This is a genomic window from Pseudomonas sp. P7758, from assembly GCF_013386485.1.
Classification (GTDB): domain Bacteria; phylum Pseudomonadota; class Gammaproteobacteria; order Pseudomonadales; family Pseudomonadaceae; genus Aquipseudomonas.
Genome location: NZ_JACARS010000027.1, coordinates 87,864 through 103,809, shown reverse-complemented (window position 1 = coordinate 103,809; position 15,946 = coordinate 87,864). Strand labels below are relative to the sequence as shown.

The 15,946-nt window shown below is 61.8% G+C and carries 14 protein-coding genes; 5 read left to right on the top strand and 9 right to left on the bottom strand.

Going from position 1 to position 15,946, the window contains the following annotated elements:
• Positions 1 to 212 precede the first annotated feature (212 nt).
• From sutA to glnK, 4 genes are all read right to left on the bottom strand, one after another.
• The gene (sutA, locus tag HX873_RS07520) at positions 213 to 539 is read right to left on the bottom strand and encodes a transcriptional regulator SutA (RefSeq protein ID WP_003208791.1); all 327 of its coding nucleotides are present in this window, start codon (positions 537 to 539) and stop codon (positions 213 to 215) included.
• A 103-nt stretch (positions 540 to 642) separates the two neighbouring features.
• On the bottom strand, positions 643 to 1,068 hold the full coding sequence (locus HX873_RS07515; RefSeq protein WP_003208787.1) for a secondary thiamine-phosphate synthase enzyme YjbQ: 426 nt from the start codon (positions 1,066 to 1,068) through the stop codon (positions 643 to 645).
• Between the two features lie 209 nt (positions 1,069 to 1,277).
• A complete protein-coding gene (locus HX873_RS07510) occupies positions 1,278 to 2,618 on the bottom strand; it encodes an ammonium transporter (protein WP_008439352.1) in 1,341 nt (446 codons plus the stop codon).
• 34 nt (positions 2,619 to 2,652) lie between these two features.
• Positions 2,653 to 2,991: a P-II family nitrogen regulator gene (gene glnK, locus HX873_RS07505; protein WP_002555808.1), complete on the bottom strand. Its 339-nt coding sequence runs from the start codon at positions 2,989 to 2,991 to the stop codon at positions 2,653 to 2,655.
• Positions 2,992 to 3,464: 473 nt separating this feature from the next.
• Between glnK and HX873_RS07500 the strand changes: the two genes are divergently transcribed.
• Positions 3,465 to 3,674 (top strand): accessory factor UbiK family protein, encoded by a 210-nt coding sequence (locus tag HX873_RS07500; RefSeq protein ID WP_371103568.1) that lies wholly within the window; start codon positions 3,465 to 3,467, stop codon positions 3,672 to 3,674.
• 52 nt (positions 3,675 to 3,726) lie between these two features.
• Here the strand turns inward: HX873_RS07500 and cfa are convergent, their stop codons facing one another.
• Positions 3,727 to 4,809 (bottom strand): cyclopropane fatty acyl phospholipid synthase, encoded by a 1,083-nt coding sequence (gene cfa / locus HX873_RS07495; RefSeq protein ID WP_008439353.1) that lies wholly within the window; start codon positions 4,807 to 4,809, stop codon positions 3,727 to 3,729.
• 263 nt (positions 4,810 to 5,072) lie between these two features.
• Here cfa and HX873_RS07490 point away from each other — a divergent pair, with 263 nt between their 5' ends.
• Positions 5,073 to 5,981 (top strand): LysR family transcriptional regulator, encoded by a 909-nt coding sequence (locus HX873_RS07490; RefSeq protein ID WP_177122534.1) that lies wholly within the window; start codon positions 5,073 to 5,075, stop codon positions 5,979 to 5,981.
• A 97-nt stretch (positions 5,982 to 6,078) separates the two neighbouring features.
• Positions 6,079 to 7,575: a YifB family Mg chelatase-like AAA ATPase gene (locus tag HX873_RS07485; RefSeq protein WP_177122533.1), complete on the top strand. Its 1,497-nt coding sequence runs from the start codon at positions 6,079 to 6,081 to the stop codon at positions 7,573 to 7,575.
• Here HX873_RS07485 and HX873_RS07480 read toward each other — a convergent pair.
• Complete coding sequence (locus HX873_RS07480; protein WP_177122532.1) at positions 7,562 to 8,146, bottom strand: TetR/AcrR family transcriptional regulator; 585 nt, start codon at positions 8,144 to 8,146, stop codon at positions 7,562 to 7,564. The two genes, HX873_RS07485 and HX873_RS07480, sit on opposite strands and share 14 nt — an antisense overlap.
• A gap of 114 nt (positions 8,147 to 8,260) precedes the next feature.
• Between HX873_RS07480 and HX873_RS07475 the strand changes: the two genes are divergently transcribed.
• Positions 8,261 to 9,184 (top strand): ABC transporter six-transmembrane domain-containing protein, encoded by a 924-nt coding sequence (locus HX873_RS07475; RefSeq protein WP_008439408.1) that lies wholly within the window; start codon positions 8,261 to 8,263, stop codon positions 9,182 to 9,184.
• Between the two features lie 117 nt (positions 9,185 to 9,301).
• On the opposite strand, the gene HX873_RS07470 is transcribed toward HX873_RS07475, so the two are convergent.
• On the bottom strand, positions 9,302 to 11,278 hold the full coding sequence (locus tag HX873_RS07470) for a methyl-accepting chemotaxis protein (protein WP_177122531.1): 1,977 nt from the start codon (positions 11,276 to 11,278) through the stop codon (positions 9,302 to 9,304).
• A gap of 178 nt (positions 11,279 to 11,456) precedes the next feature.
• Complete coding sequence (locus HX873_RS07465; protein ID WP_003208769.1) at positions 11,457 to 12,377, bottom strand: LysR substrate-binding domain-containing protein; 921 nt, start codon at positions 12,375 to 12,377, stop codon at positions 11,457 to 11,459.
• A 152-nt stretch (positions 12,378 to 12,529) separates the two neighbouring features.
• Here HX873_RS07465 and HX873_RS07460 point away from each other — a divergent pair, with 152 nt between their 5' ends.
• A complete protein-coding gene (locus HX873_RS07460; protein ID WP_008439410.1) occupies positions 12,530 to 13,933 on the top strand; it encodes a NorM family multidrug efflux MATE transporter in 1,404 nt (467 codons plus the stop codon).
• Positions 13,934 to 14,061: 128 nt separating this feature from the next.
• On the opposite strand, the gene HX873_RS07455 is transcribed toward HX873_RS07460, so the two are convergent.
• A complete protein-coding gene (locus tag HX873_RS07455; protein WP_008439412.1) occupies positions 14,062 to 15,732 on the bottom strand; it encodes a bifunctional diguanylate cyclase/phosphodiesterase in 1,671 nt (556 codons plus the stop codon).
• Positions 15,733 to 15,946: the final 214 nt, after the last annotated feature.

The window sequence follows — 15,946 nt, the reverse complement described above, 5'->3', positions numbered from 1 at the left end:
CTGGGCTGCGAAGCGGCCCCTGAACCAGCCACGACGGCCTTTCTGAAAGACCGCGCGACCCAACCAGGGGCCGCTTCGCGCCCCAACGGGAGCTTGCTCCCTCGCCACACACGCTCTTCATCCTTGGATGGGTGTTGGCCCTGACCATTTTGTAGCGCCCATGAAAAAGCCCGCAGCGACGGCGGGCTTTTTCAGCAAGCAAACAGCAGGCCTTAGATAGGCCGGCTGCCGTACTTGTTATCCGGCTTCTTCGGTGGATCTGCCACCACGTTAGCCTCGACTTCCTGCACTTTGCCGCCTTTGGCGAGGAATTCTTCCATCGCCCGGGCCAGCGCATCGCGCTCTTTGTTCTTGGCTTCTACGCTCGGCAACTCGTCAACCGACACTGCAGCCTTGGCCTTGCCCTTGGCTGCCGGGACCGGTGCATCGTCGCCACCGTCGTCGTCAGCCACGTCTTCGGCAGCCGCCTCAAGACCTTCTTCGGTTTCGTCGTCGTCGCCTACTTCGAGGTCGTCGTTTTCCAGATCATCGTCGCTCATGTTCTACCTCATGACTTGCGAAAAGCAGATTAGTTATAGCCCAGCTTCGCCGCCTGTCGACGGCCGCCGGAAAAAAATCAACATCCACCGGTTAACCAGTGGCTTATGCCCCATCACCGTGCAAGGTGGCGAGGACTTTACGAGCACCGCCATGATCACGGTGCTCGCCCAGATAAACACCTTGCCAGGTCCCCATCGCCAAGCGGCCGGCCCTTACCGGCAAACTCAGCTGACAGCCCAGCAGACTGGCCTTGAAGTGCGCCGGCAGATCATCCGGCCCCTCGTCGTTGTGTTCATATCCCGCCGTGCCTTGCGGCACCAGCGCATTGAAAAAACGCTCGAAGTCACGGCGAACCGCCGGGTCGGCATTCTCGTTGACCGTCAACGAGGCCGAGGTGTGCTGCAGCCACAAATGCAACAGTCCCACCCGACAGGCCTTCAACTCAGGCAGGCCGGCGAGCAACTCGTCCGTCACCAGATGAAAGCCCCGGGGCTTGGCCCGCAGGGTTATCAGGGTCTGTTGCCACATACAGTTCTCCGCCTATCGGCGCGCATTCTAGCGCGCTCAGGGAAAAAACAAAGTGCCGAATACGCCTACATGCCTGTAAGACATTCGCACACTGAAAAGTGCAGTGCGGATCCCATCACAAAGTCGCAAAAAAACCCATACACCTTTAGCCACAGACAAACCCAAGGCAAAAAAATGCCCGGCAAGCCGGGCATCTTTTTTTCGCGTACTTACAAGTTGTAGCCGCGCTCGTTGTGTTGCGCCAGATCGAGGCCAACCGCCTCTTCTTCTTCGGTCACCCGCAGGCCCATCACCACGTCCAGCACCTTGAGGATGATGTACGTCACGATAGCGGTGTAGATGACGGTGAAGCCGACGCCTTTGGCCTGAACCCAGACCTGTGCGGCAATGTCGGTAGTAGCGGCGTTGAAGCCACCCATCGACGGTGCGGCGAACACGCCGGTCAGGATCGCGCCGAGGATACCGCCGATACCGTGCACGCCGAAGGCGTCCAGGGAGTCGTCGTAGCCCAGTTTGCGTTTCAGGGTAGTGGCGCAGAAGAAGCACACCACACCGGCAGCCAGGCCGATTACCAGGGCGCCCATCGGGCCCACGGTGCCAGCGGCTGGGGTGATTGCCACCAGGCCCGCAACCACACCCGAGGCGATGCCCAGTGCGCTCGGCTTGCCGTGGGTGACCCACTCGGCGAACATCCAGCCCAGGGCCGCAGCAGCGGTAGCGATCTGGGTCACCAGCATCGCCATGCCGGCAGTGCCGTTGGCCGCAGCAGCGGAGCCGGCGTTGAAGCCGAACCAGCCGACCCACAGCATGGCCGCGCCCACCAGGGTGTAACCGAGGTTGTGCGGGGCCATTGGGGTGGTTGGGAAGCCTTTACGCTTGCCGAGTACCAGGCACGCTACCAGGCCGGCCACACCGGCGTTGATGTGCACCACGGTGCCGCCTGCGAAGTCGAGCACGCCCCAGTCGCCCAGCAACGAACCCGGACCGCCCCACACCATGTGGGCAATCGGTGCGTAGACCAGGGTGAACCAGACGCCCATGAAGATCAGCATCGCGGAGAACTTCATCCGCTCGGCGAATGCACCGACGATCAGCGCCGGGGTGATAATCGCGAAGGTCATCTGGAAGGTCACGAACACGGCCTCAGGGAACAACGCCGCCGGGCCGGTGATGCTGGCCGGGGTCACACCCGAGAGGAACAGTTTGGACAAGCCACCCACAAACGAGTTGAGGTTGACGACGCCTGCTTCCATACCGGTGGTGTCGAACGCCATGCTGTAGCCGTACACGAACCACAGGATGGTGATCAGGCCGGTGATGGCGAAGCACTGCATCATCACGGAAAGAATGTTTTTGGAGCGAACCATGCCGCCGTAGAACAGCGCGAGGCCTGGAATGGTCATGAACAGCACCAGCGCGGTGGACGTGAGCATCCACGCGGTGTCGCCGGAATTGAGGACTGGAGCAGGTACTGGGTCCGCCGCCATGGCCAGGGCCGGCATTACGAGGGACAACAGGGCTCCTAGCCCTGCGAATTTACGCAGAGTCATATTGTTTTCTCCTGGGGCGTTGGGGTTTGGCGGCTTAGATTGCGTCGGTATCGGTTTCGCCGGTACGGATGCGAATAGCCTGTTCCAGATTGACCACGAAGATCTTGCCGTCACCGATCTTGCCGGTGTTGGCGGCCTTGGTTATCGCCTCGATAACCCGGTCAAGATCCTTGTCGTCAATGGCGACATCAATCTTCACCTTTGGCAGGAAATCGACCACGTATTCCGCGCCGCGATACAGCTCGGTGTGACCCTTCTGCCGACCGAAGCCTTTGACCTCAGTAACGGTAATGCCCTGCACGCCGATCTCGGACAGTGACTCGCGTACATCGTCCAACTTGAACGGCTTGATGATGGCAGTGACTAGCTTCATGAAAACTCTCTCCCGAATTGGTGGACTTGCCCCAGGAAAACAAACCCGTCTCAAGTCTAAGCGCAGTGCCTGGCTTTGTAACGCTTCGTCGCCCTGGCATTTGCCATTGCGACGCTCGCTAACCACTGGTGACGAAACATGTACCGCTGGTCCGTCGGCGCACTGCATCGTCACAGCGACTGCATCAGTGCATGGGTCATGATCGTCTAAGCAGAAAGCTTGCCAGCTCCGTAAAAATCACTGAAATCAGTCCTTTGTTCGCCTGTGCCCACCTACCGGGCGCCACGACAGCGAAGATACGCACGAAAACGGTGCGCGACCGCCCGTCCTCATGCGCGAAAAGCGTGCGCCGCAGGGGCTGGAAAAGACTATAGACGCTGCGTGATACACTGCCGGCCAACAGATTTTCCGGACTATTTCCCATGCTCGCGCCCAAAGACCTCCTCGACGCCCTGAGCGGCCACGCCTCCCGCCTGTTCAGCAGCGACACGCCGCTGCCACGCAATGAAATTGAAAGCCAGTTCAAGGCGCTGCTGCAAAGCGGTTTCAGCAAGCTGGACCTGGTAAGCCGGGAAGAGTTTGATAGCCAGATGGTGGTGCTGGCGCGCACTCGGGCGCGGTTGGAAAGCCTTGAGGCCAAGGTGGCGGAGCTGGAAGCGCGATTGACGCCTGCCGCCGAATAAGCCGGCCCAACCGGGGCAGGTTTCACCTGTCCCCGTTAAACCGTTGCAACCCTCAGCTCACCCGCTGATACCCGCCGACAACCCCCTTCTTCGACAATACCCACTGCCACAGCTGGATATCCCGCGCGCGAAACGCCCCTGCACACGACAGCAGGTAATAGCGCCACATCCGGTAGAAGCGCTGGCCAAAGGTGTCTGCGAAATCCGGCCACGCCAGTTCGAAGTTTTCGCACCAGGCCATCAGCGTCTTGTCGTAGTCGGCGCCAAAGTTGTGCAAATCCTCGGCAACAAATAACCCGTCCATGGCGTCGCCGATCTGCCCGATCGAGGGCAAATCACCGTTGGGAAAGATGTATTTGTCGATCCACGGATCCGGCGTGCTGTTGCGTTGGTTCTTGCCGATAGTGTGTAGCAGGAACAACCCATCGTCTTTCAGGCAGCGGTTGGCGACCTCCATATACGCACGATGGTTCTTGCGCCCCACATGCTCGAACATGCCGACACTGGCGATATGGTCGAACTGCTCGTCGATATCCCGATAGTCCTGCAGACGAAACTCGATCGGCAGATGTGAATACTTGGCCCGCCCCCACTCCGCCTGCTCCTTGGAGATGGTCACGCCGACACACTCGACCCCATAGTGCTCGGCCGCATGGCTCATGAAACTGCCCCAGCCACAGCCGATATCCAGCACGCGCATGCCCGGCTTGAGCCCCAGTTTTTTACAGATCAGGTCCAGCTTGGCGAACTGCGCCTGCTCCAGGGTGGTGGCATCTTTCCAGTAGCCACAGGTGTAGGTCATGCGCGAGTCGAGCATGCGTGCGTAGAAGTCATTGCCGAGGTCGTAATGTGCTTCGCCGACTTGCCAGGCGCGTTTCTTGTTTTGCAGGTTCAGCCAGCGGGAGCTGAACGCGTGAAACAACAAGGTGGCCGGGTTGGCCTGGTCGATCACGCCGGAGCGCATGAGGCGGTAAAAAAACTCATCCAGTGCCTCGGCGTCCCAGCCGCCATCCATGTAGTCCTCGCCAAGGCCCAGATTGCCCTTGGCCAGGGCGAGATCAAATGTGGCACTGTGGTGCAGTTGCATATCGGCAGCCGATGGCCCGTTGACCTCGATCTGCGCCTGCGCCAGCAACTCCTTAACGAAGCGCGCTCCCTGAGACATCTCATCAGAACCGGAAAAAGAATGACGCGTTTTGTTAAGCACAGTTGCTCTCCAGAAATAGCGTTGCCTTTGATTCATACACTGCGAGAAATCTGGCCATGGAAGCGTCTGGCAAGGCCCTTAAGGCGTCATGGAAGCGCTGGCTGGGAACAGATGTAACAAATCTTATCCAGCCATTTTTTAAAGATATAATGAATTAATATTATGAAAACCATGCAAAATTGGAATGCAAGATGGACATTCGGGCGCTCCGTTATTTCGTAGAAGTCGTCGACCAGCAGAGCTTTACCAAAGCCGCTGTGAAGCTGCACCTGACCCAGCCAACAGTCAGCAAGATGGTGCAGCAATTGGAGTCGAGCCTTGGCCTGAAGCTGCTCGACCGCATGGGAAAACGCTTCACCCTGACGGACGCCGGGGAAATTGTGCTCAAGCGCGCCAAGGAAATGATCGCGCTGCACGATGAAATGACGGTAGAGCTGCAAGACTTGCAGCATGTCGGGCGCGGCGCCCTGCGCATGGGGCTTTCGCCCTCTACCCACCTCGCACTGGCGCCGATCTTTGCGGAGTATCACGCCCGTTACCCGAAGATCGAACTGAAACTGTTTGAAAGCGGCGGCAATATCACCATCCAGGATCTGCGCCAGGGCACGCTGGAGTTCGGCACCATCCTGGACTCGCCGCGCGTGGCGGACATCTGGTCCGAATTCGAATCCATGCCCTTGTTCGAATCGCCACTGTGCCTGCTCGCGCCCCATGACTCGCCCTGGCAAGGCCGCAGCTCGGTGGAGCTGAGCGAACTGCAAGCCTGCGAATTCATCTTTTACGATGACACCTTCACCCTGAACCAATTCGTACTTGATGCCTGTGCACAAGCCGGTTTTGAGCCGCGGATCAGTGGCCGCAGCAGCCAATGGGACTTTATTGCCTCCCTGGTACGACTGGGCGTGGGCATCACCCTGCTGCCCCGGGCATTCTGCGAAACCCTTGATGCGAGCCAGTTCAGCATCGCGGAAATACAGTCGCCGGCCCTGAACTGGCGACTGATGCTGGCGTGGCGTCGGCAGTGCAAGTTGTCGTTTGCGGCGCAGGCGTGGTTGACGTTGGCGAAGGAGTTTCTGTGTGTGCCGCCGTCGAACCGTTAGCGCGATACGTTCTGTAAAACCTCGCCGCCGCGCGCCGCCATCACTCGACTACCCTTGAAAAACCGCAGGAAGCGGCCACTCATTTCAAGGAACCAGCATGTCCCTCGCCATCGTCCACAGCCGCGCCCAGATAGGCGTCGAAGCGCCCGCCGTCACTGTCGAGGTGCACATGGCCAACGGCTTGCCGTCGCTGACGCTGGTGGGCCTGCCGGAAACCGCCGTCAAGGAAAGCAAAGACCGCGTGCGCAGCGCCATTCTCAATTCTGCGCTGCAATACCCGTCCCGCCGCATCACCCTCAATCTCGCACCCGCCGACCTCCCCAAGGACGGCGGGCGTTTTGATTTGGCGATTGCCCTGGGGATTCTCGCCGCCAGCGTGCAGGTACCGGCGGTGACCCTCGATAACGTGGAATGCCTGGGCGAGCTGGCGCTGTCCGGTGAGGTGCGGCCGGTGAAAGGTGTGTTGCCCGCAGCCCTGGCGGCGCGCAAGGTCGGGCGCACCTTGATCGTGCCGCGGGCCAATGCCGAGGAAGCCTGCCTGGCTTCGGGGTTGAAGGTGATTGCCGTGGATCACCTGCTGCAAGTGGTGGCGCACCTGAACGGTCACGTGCCGATCGAGCCCTTCGTTTCCAGTGGCCTGATGTACTTGAACAAACCCTACCCGGACCTGAGTGAAGTGCAGGGCCAACTGGCAGCCAAGCGTGCGCTGTTGATCGCTGCGGCGGGCGCCCACAACCTGTTGCTCAGCGGGCCACCGGGCACCGGCAAGACCTTGCTCGCCAGCCGTCTGCCGGGGTTGTTGCCGCCCTTGAGTGAACAGGAAGCGCTGGAGGTGGCGGCGATTCAATCGGTGGTCAGCCTGGCGCCGCTGAGCCATTGGCCACACCGGCCATTTCGCCAGCCGCATCATTCGGCATCCGGCCCGGCGCTGGTGGGCGGCGGCTCGAAACCGCAGCCGGGGGAAATAACCCTGGCCCATCACGGTGTGTTGTTTCTCGACGAGTTGCCGGAGTTTGATCGCAAGGTCCTGGAGGTGCTGCGTGAGCCGCTGGAGTCCGGGCATATCGTGATTTCCCGCGCTCGCGACCGGGTGCGTTTCCCGGCGCGCTTTCAGTTGGTGGCGGCAATGAACCCCTGCCCTTGCGGCTATGTGGGCGAGCCCAGTGGGCGCTGTCGCTGCACGCCGGAGCAGATTCAGCGCTATCGCAACAAACTCTCGGGGCCGCTGCTGGACCGGATTGACCTGCACGTGACCGTCGCCCGGGAAAGCACCGCGCTGAACCCGGGCATACAGTCCGGTGATGATACCGCCAGCGCCTCCGTCCTCGTCGCCGATGCCCGGGACCGCCAACAACGGCGCCAGGGCTGCGCCAATGCGTTTCTCGACCTGCCGGGGCTACGCCAGCACTGCAAACTGGAAAAGGCTGATGAAGGCTGGCTGGAAAGCGCCTGCGAACGGCTGACGCTGTCGTTGCGGGCGGCCCATCGCCTGCTCAAGGTCGCCCGCACCCTGGCCGACCTGGAACAAGTGGAAGCCATCGCACGCCATCATCTGGCGGAGGCCTTGCAGTACCGCCCTGCTAGCGCGTCCTAGGCAACGCCAGAAGCAGCCCCGCCACTTCCATCACCTCATCCATCACCGCTTCAGCTGACTTAACGGAGGGTTTGAGCAACAAGTCATCGGCATAGCCCATCGCTACGGCAAAGAGTTGTCGCGCAGCGCGCTTGGGCGACTCACAGCGGAACACTTTGGCCGCCACACCTTGCTCGATGATCTCGGCGAGCATGGCTTGCCATTGGGCGTTGATCACCAGGTAGGCCTGGGCCAATGGCTCGTCATGCATGGCTTCGTCCCAGGCATCCAGCCACAGCGCCCAACCGGCGTCTGCCGTGGAGGGCAGGCAGTCACGCAGGAACCCTTCGAGGGCTTCCAATGGCGGCAGATCCACCAGCGGCGCCCTCACCTCGTCCAGTTGCTCGTTGGCGAACCGCACGAACGCTTCGCGGCGCAGCTCTTTCCAGTCGCTGAAGTAGTGATAGACGTGGCTGCGGGACAGCCCGGCATGCTCCGCCAGGTCGCGGGTGGAAACATCGGCAAACCCTTTGCTGCGAAACAGCTCCAGGGCGGCGGCGATGATCTGGTCTTTACGGTCGATACGCGACATGAGGCTTTTCCTTCAGGCACCGGCAGATCGACGGCGCTTGCTTTTTGAGCGGTCGCTCAAGGATACTTGAGCAGTCGCTCAATACTAGCGTTTATCTCCCCCTTGGTGCACCCCATGTCATCCGTAACACCGCAAATTCTGATCGAAGAAAGCAAAAAGATCGGGCAACAATCCGCCAGCCAAACCCTCAAGGCGATCGCCAAGGCCTATCCCGGCAAGTTGTTCTGCACCTTGTCGCTGGTGGCCCTGGAGAACGCATTGCTGCTGGCCTACCCACTGTTTGCGGGGTTCGCGGTGGACTCGATCATCCGCGGCGACGCCGGCAGCGCGCTGTTCTACGCCGCCGTGGTGCTGGCGTTCTGGGTGGTCGGGGCGGCGCGACGGGCGCTGGATACACGCACCTTCACCCGCATCTACGCGGACCTTGCGGTGCCGGTGATTCTCAACCAGCGCCTGCAAAACCACAGCACTTCACGAGCGGCGGCGCGGGTGGTGCTGGCGCGGGACTTTGTCGACTTCTTCGAAAAACACGTGCCGATCATCGCGACGGCGCTGGTTTCCATCGTCGGTGCGGCAGTGATGCTGTTGGTGATCGAGCCGTGGATAGGCCTGGCGTGCCTGACGGCGCTGGTGCTGTGCACAACCCTGCTGCCACGCTTTGCCCGGCGCAATCAGGAACTGCATGAGCGCTTGAATGACCGCCTGGAAAAGGAAATCGGCCTGGTGGAAAAGGTCGGCGCACAGACCTTGCAGCGCCACTACCAGGTGCTGTCACGCCTGCGCATCTGGCTGTCGGACCGCGAGGCCGCAGCGTTCCTGTTTATCGGCACGCTGGCGGCGCTGTTGTTTGTGGTTGCCATCAGCCAGTTGGCGCTGTCGCCGGCGGTCAAGGCCGGCCATGTGTATGCGGTGATGACTTACCTGTGGACCTTTGTCAGCAGCCTGGATGAAGCGCCAGGGATGGTTGATCAACTGGCGCGACTCAAGGACATTGGCAAGCGTGTGGACCCGGGGCTGGGCGACCGATCCGACGTTTGACGCGTCGGGTAGGCCGTCATCGCGGGCAAGCCCGGCTCCCACAGTGGACCGCGTACTCCAGAACAACACGGTCAACTGTGGGAGCGGGCTTGCCCGCGATGAGGCCCGAACAGTCAATCAACGAAACCGGTCAACCTCATGCCGCAAGCCCGCCGCCAGGGTCTCCAGTTCCTTGGCGGTGATCGCAAGGTTGGACACCACTTCACGCTGCTCGCTGTTGGCCAGGGCGATGCTCTGCAAGTTGCTGCTCAGCAGGGTCGCCGTGCTGCTCTGCTCCTGGGTCGCCGTGGTAATGGCCGCAAACTGCTGGCCCGCCGAGCGGCTTTGCTCGTCGATCCGCGCCAGCGCAGAGGCGACGTCAGCGTTGCGAGCCAGGCCTTCCTGCATCAGCACGTTGCCTTGTTCCATGGTGCTGATGGCGTTGCCGGTTTCCTGCTGGATACTCTGGATCATCCCGGAAATCTCATCCGTGGCCTGACGAGTGCGCGATGCGAGGTTGCGCACTTCATCGGCCACCACCGCAAACCCGCGCCCCTGCTCACCGGCCCGCGCCGCTTCGATGGCGGCGTTGAGCGCCAGCAGGTTGGTCTGTTCGGCAATCGCGGTGATCACTCCGACGATCCCGCCGATTTCCTGGGAGCGCTGACCCAGGGTGTTGATCACCGTGGCCGTGCTGTTCAGCGCGGTGGCGATGTGTTCCAGGGACGACGACGCTTCCTGCATCGAGGTGCGGCCGATCCTGGTTTGCTGGGCGTTGTCCTGGGCCAGGCGCTCGGTGTTGCCCATGTTGTCGGCAATATTCAGCGAGGTGGCGCTGAACTCTTCCACCGCGCCGGCCATGCTGGTGATCTCGCCGGACTGTTGCTCCATGCCTTCGTACGCACCGCCGGACAACCCCGACAGTGCCTGGGCGCGGCTGTTCACGTCTTCAGCCGCCTTGCGGATATGCGCCACCATGGTCGACAGCGCTTCGCCCATCTGGTTGAAACTGCGGGCTAGTTGGCCGATTTCGTCATGGCTGGAAACGTTCAGCCGTGCGCTCAAATCACCGGCGCCCAGGGCTTCGGCCTGACGCACCAGGTCGCCCAATGGCTGCAACTTGCTGCGCAGCAACCAGACCGCCGCGCCCACCGCCAGCAGCATCGCGAGCAAGCTGCCGATCGCCAGGCGAATCCCCACCGACCAGGTCACCGCGCGAATTTCGGCTTTCGGCATGCTCGCCACCACCGACCACGGGCCGCCTTCAAACGGCACGGCAACGCTGTAGAAGTCTTCGTTTTTGTCGCTCCAGAAACGGCCTTTTCCAGGTTTGGCGGCCAGGTCGAGCATCACCGGAATCGACTGATCCAGCGCCTGCACGCCAGCGGGCGGTACCAGCCAGTGCTTCTGTTCGTCCAGCAGCGCCAGGGAACCGGTCTGGCCGATGCGGAAACGCTTGAGGTTGTCGAACTGGGCGTTCTGCGCATCGGTGTAGTCGAAGCCGACAAACAGCACCGCAATCACTTTGCCGCTGGCGTCCCGCACCGGGCTGTACTGGGTCATGTAGGAGCGATCGAACAACACCGCGCGGCCAACGTAGCCCTGTCCGCCCAGCAAGCGTTGATAGGCCGGATGCTGGTGATCCAGCGCCGTACCGATGGCGCGGCTGCCATCCTGCTTGGTCAGGGAGGTGCTGACGCGGATAAAGTCCTCGCCGCTGCGTACGAACAAGGTCGCCACGCCGCCGGACATCTGCTTGAACTCATCGACTTCAGCGAAGTTGTTGTTGAGCACTTCCTCGCCCAGGTACAGGCCCGGCGTCTGCACGCCCGCCACCGTCACCGGTTGCTCAGGGCGCGTACTCAAGCCGGCGCTGAAGCGCTTTTCAAACAGCCCGCTCAAACGCTGGGTACTTTCGCGCAAGGTGCTGTGGAAGGTATTGAGTTGGTCGGCCAGCAAGCGGGCCTCGCTGGCCAGGTGCTCCTCGCGGGTGTCGAGGTTGGCGGAATCCAGCGAACGCAACGCGAATACCGTGCTGCCGCTGATGACGACAGCCAGTATCACGGCGAGGGCAAGCCCCAGTTGAGAGGCAATCCGGGCGCGAGGTTGAGACATGAAGGCTCCTGGCCGAGGCCAGGATCATCCTGATCTCATAGCGCTGCTCGGCAAAATTCTAATAGGGGAAACGTTGCAGAACGGTAGTTCCAACAACCCTACTTCGGCGGGCAGGCTCAATACTTGAGCGAATCACAGGGGTATCGCGCAAACGATTGCTGGCCGGTGCGCAATCCACTCAGTCGAGGCGCTCGACCTGGGGCAATTCCATGGCCTGCACTTCGCCCTGGAGAAAGTCACCCAGCCGTCGCAAACGCTCGCCACCCGGCCGGGTCTTCGGCCACACCAGATAGTAATTTTCCCCACTGGCCACAGCGGTGGGCCATGGCAGACTCAGGCGGCCCTGGGCCACGTCTTCGGCCACCATCAGCAAGTCGCCCATGGACACGCCGTACCCTCGGGCGGCGGCGATCATGCCCAACTCCAAGGTGTCGAACACCTGCCCGCCCTTGAGCGAAACCTGGGATGACAGCCCCATGCGCTCCAGCCAGTTGCGCCAGTCACGCCGGTCCGGCGTCGGGTGCAGCAGTTCGGCAGAGGCCAGGCGCGCAACGTCCCAGGGTCCGTCGCTCAACAGGTTCGGCGCGCCCACCGGAATCAGCAACTCCGGAAACAGGTAGCTGGCTTCCCAGTCCGGCGGGAAATGCCCGTTGCTCAGCAACACCGCGCAATCGAATGGTTCCTGGTTGAAATCCACCTCATCGACGCTCATCCAGGCGCTGGTCAGTTGCACTTCATTGCCCGGCTGCAGGTGCCGGAAGCGACTGAGCCGCGCCAGCAGCCAGCGCATGGTCAGGGTGGACGGCGCCTTCATGCGCAAGATGTCGTCCTCGGCATTCAAGGTATGGCAGGCGCGCTCCAGGGCCGCAAAGCCTTCACGCACGCCCGGCAGCAACAGGCGCGCCGCCTCTGTGAGTTGCAAGGTGCGGCCGCTGCGCTGGAACAGGCGGCAGGCGAAATGCTCTTCCAGGGTACGAATGTGCCGGCTCACCGCACTTTGGGTGATCGACAACTCTTCCGCCGCCCGGGTGAACGAGTTGTAGCGGGACGCAGCTTCAAACGCGCGCAAGGCGTAAAGAGGAGGAAGACGACGAGACATGGCGAAAACTCCGACGGCGCAATATCGAAACCCTACCAGAATCATTAAGGCATGAGTTTTAATCATGCGAACCATCGGATTTATCCCTTTGTGCAATGCGCTGTGGGCGCCGAGAATCAACCCTTCCACCCTTCCCTGACTTTTTGAGCGTGATGATCATGCAGCATCCGGCACGTACCGAACTCTGGGCCATTCTGCGGCTGTCAGGGCCGCTGATTGCCTCACAGTTGGCCCACATGCTGATGGTGTTGACCGACACCCTGATGATGGCCCGCCTGAGCCCCGAGGCCCTGGCCGGCGGCGGCCTGGGGGCGGCGAGCTATTCGTTCGTGTCGATTTTCTGCATCGGCGTGATCGCTGCCGTGGGCACGCTGGTCGCGATCCGCCAGGGCGCCGGCGACATCGAAGGCGCCACCCGCCTGACCCAGGCCGGGCTGTGGCTGGCCTGGTTGATGGCGCTGGTGGCTGGTTTGCTGCTATGGAACCTCAAGCCAGTGCTGCTGATGTTCGGCCAGACCGAAACCAACGTCGCGTCCGCCGGCCAGTTCCTGACCATCCTGCCGTTCGCCCTGCCCGGCTACCTGACGTTCATGGCCCTGCGCGGCTTCACCAGCGCTATCGGCAAGGCCACGCCGGTGATGGTGATCAGCCTGGGCGGCACGGTGATCAACTACCTGCTCAACCACGCGTTGATCGAAGGCATGTTCGGCCTGCCGAAACTCGGGCTGGTGGGCATTGGCCTGGTCACCGCCATCGTTGCCAACTGCATGGCCCTGGCGCTGATCTGGTACATCAAATACAACCGTGCCTACGACGCGTATCCGCTGCGCAAGGGTCTGCTGCGGCCCAACCTGCATTACCTGCGGGAACTGTGGCGCCTGGGCCTGCCGATTGGTGGCACCTATGCGGTGGAAGTCGGGCTGTTTGCGTTCGCCGCGCTGTGCATGGGCACCATGGGCAGTACGCAGCTGGCTGCGCACCAGATCGCCCTGCAGATCGTGTCGGTGGCGTTCATGGTGCCGGCGGGCATGTCGTACGCGATCACCATGCGTATCGGCCAGCATTACGGTGCCGGGCAGTTGCTGGAAGCGCGGCTGGCCGGGCGAGTTGGCATAGGCTTTGGCGCAGTGGTGATGCTGGGCTTTGCAGCGGTGCTGTGGTTGTTCTCGCACCAACTGATCAGCCTGTTCCTCGACCAGCATGACCCGGCGTTTCGCGACGTGATCAACCTCGCCGTCAGCCTGCTGGCGGTGGCCGCATGGTTTGAGCTGTTCGACGGCGTGCAGACCATCGCCATGGGCTGCATTCGCGGACTCAAGGATGCCAAGACCACCTTCCTGGTCGGGCTGGGCTGCTACTGGCTGATCGGCGCACCGGCCGCATGGTTGATGGCGTTCAATCTCGGCTGGGGGCCGACGGGCGTTTGGTGGGGCCTGGCCCTGGGCCTGGCGTGCGCGGCAGTCAGCCTGACCTGGGCGTTTGAACGGAAGATGAAGCGGATGATTCGCCAGGAGCCTGAAACCCACCAAGGATTTCAAGCCGCGCAGCCGGAGTAACGGCTGTACTCGGTCAAATGTGGGAGCGGGCTTGCTCGCGAATGCGGTGGGTCAGCCATGAATTGGTTGGCTGAAATACCGCATTCGCGAGCAAGCCCGCTCCCACATTTTTGATCGGGTTCACAACATCAGATCACGCCGCCCACCAGTTCCTGGCTGTCACCAAACGTCAGGTAGTCCACCAGTTCCGCCAACGGCAACGGCTTGCTGATCAGGTAACCCTGGGCCTGATCGCAGCCGAACAACCGCAGCAACGCCAGTTGCTCGGCGGTTTCCACGCCCTCGGCGACCACTTCCAGGTTCAGGTTATGAGCCAGGTTGATCATGGCGTGCACCAGCTTGCGATTCTCTTCGCGCTCTTCCATGCCGCCGACAAAGCTCTTGTCGATCTTCAGCAAGGCAATCGGCAGGCTGTTGAGGTGCACGAACGACGAAAAGCCGGTGCCAAAGTCATCCAGGGAAAAGCGCACACCCAGGCGGCCCAGCGCATCCATGGTCTGCTTGACCAGGTCGCTGCGGCGCATCACGGCGGTTTCCGTCAGCTCAAATTCCAGCCACTGGGCTTCCACGCCGCGCTCGGCAATCAGCCGGCTGAGGGTGCTGAGCAGTTGGCTGTCCTGAAACTGGCGGAACGACAGGTTGACCGCCATGTGCAACGGCGCAATCCCGCGTTCGCGCAGGTCCTGCATGTCGCGCAGGGCCCGGGAAATCACCCAGTAGCCCAGCGGCACGATCAAGCCGCTCTGCTCGGCCAGCGGCACGAACTCGCTCGGCGGCAACAGGCCGCGCTCACCGTGGCGCCAGCGCACCAGTGCTTCCAGGCCGACGATATGCCCATCGTCGAGGTCCAGGCGGGGCTGGTAATGCAGCTCCAGTTCGTCACGACGCAACGCCCGGCGCAGCTCGCTTTCAAGGTCGGCGAGGCTGCGGGCATTGCGGTTGATGCGTTCGTTGAAGATATGAAAGGTGCAGCCCTGGGTGCTTTTGGCTTGCTGCATGGCGATGTGGGCGTGCCACATCAACGGGTCGGCGCCGGCCTTGGCGCGGGCATGGGCCACGCCGAGGCTACAACCGATCAGCAGGCTTTCGCCATCGACCCAATAGGGTTCGGCCATGGCTTCGACGATGCGCTCGGCCATCCATTCGGCGCGCTGGGGCGCACGGCGGGTGTCGATCAGCAGGGCAAATTCGTCGCTGCCCAGGCGCGCCAGTTGATCGCCGGCCTCCAGCTGGCTCTTGAGCCGCGAGACCACTTGCAGGATCAGCCGGTCGCCGGCCTGGTGGCCGAGGGCGTCGTTGGCGTGACGGAAGTTGTCCAGGTCGAGGTGGCCGAGGGCAACGCCACGGCCTTCGTTTTCCGCCAGGCGGGCGGTCAGCAGGGTCTGGAAGCCCTGGCGGTTGGCGATACCGGTCAGCGGGTCCTGTTCGGCCAGGCGTTGCAGGGTGTTTTCCAGTACACCGCGCTCGCGCACATGCCGCAGGCAACGGCGCAATGTATCGACATCCAATGCATTCAGGATCAGCCAGTCGCTGACGCCGAGGGGCGAAACCAGGGGTTCCTCTTCCAACAGCAATACCGTTGGCAAGCTGCAGCGACCGGGGCCGGGCTGAAGGTTGGCCGTGGTCAACAGCACCGCGCTGTGATCGTCGTCGAACAGGTTGCTCACAGACTCCCAGTTTGGCGCGCTGATCAGCACAGCTCCGTCGCCCATCGGCGCCAGGCACTCGCGCAATAACGCTGCCCACGCTGGCTCATCGGCCAGCAGCAGCAAACGCAAGGGTTCGACAGGCGTAGACAAGCTAGCTCCCTAGACTCTGCAAAATTTCGTTGGCGGCGGGCATTATGACGTGCGCCCCGATAATGACCAATGATATGGGTTATCAAATGCGCACTGTGCAGCTCTAGACCGAACAATAGTCCTAAATACCCTGCACATCCTGCGGCAAAGTAACAAAACCGGCAAATTTAGATCGAGTGGTACGTCACACTGTCGTTCAGAGGCAGCAGAATCT

Bases quoted from the DNA above. Each gene is read 5' to 3' on its own strand.
- HX873_RS07510 (WP_008439352.1), bottom strand. From the start codon at position 2,618: ATGACTCTGCGTAAATTCGCAGGGCTAGGAGCCCTGTTGTCCCTCGTA.
- glnK (WP_002555808.1), bottom strand. From the start codon at position 2,991: ATGAAGCTAGTCACTGCCATCATCAAGCCGTTCAAGTTGGACGATGTA.
- HX873_RS07515 (WP_003208787.1), bottom strand. From the start codon at position 1,068: ATGTGGCAACAGACCCTGATAACCCTGCGGGCCAAGCCCCGGGGCTTT.
- HX873_RS07460 (WP_008439410.1), top strand. From the start codon at position 12,530: ATGATCATGCAGCATCCGGCACGTACCGAACTCTGGGCCATTCTGCGG.
- HX873_RS07480 (WP_177122532.1), bottom strand. From the start codon at position 8,146: ATGTCGCGTATCGACCGTAAAGACCAGATCATCGCCGCCGCCCTGGAG.
- HX873_RS07465 (WP_003208769.1), bottom strand. From the start codon at position 12,377: ATGTCTCGTCGTCTTCCTCCTCTTTACGCCTTGCGCGCGTTTGAAGCT.
- HX873_RS07475 (WP_008439408.1), top strand. From the start codon at position 8,261: ATGTCATCCGTAACACCGCAAATTCTGATCGAAGAAAGCAAAAAGATC.
- sutA (WP_003208791.1), bottom strand. From the start codon at position 539: ATGAGCGACGATGATCTGGAAAACGACGACCTCGAAGTAGGCGACGAC.
- HX873_RS07490 (WP_177122534.1), top strand. From the start codon at position 5,073: ATGGACATTCGGGCGCTCCGTTATTTCGTAGAAGTCGTCGACCAGCAG.
- HX873_RS07470 (WP_177122531.1), bottom strand. From the start codon at position 11,278: ATGTCTCAACCTCGCGCCCGGATTGCCTCTCAACTGGGGCTTGCCCTC.
- HX873_RS07485 (WP_177122533.1), top strand. From the start codon at position 6,079: ATGTCCCTCGCCATCGTCCACAGCCGCGCCCAGATAGGCGTCGAAGCG.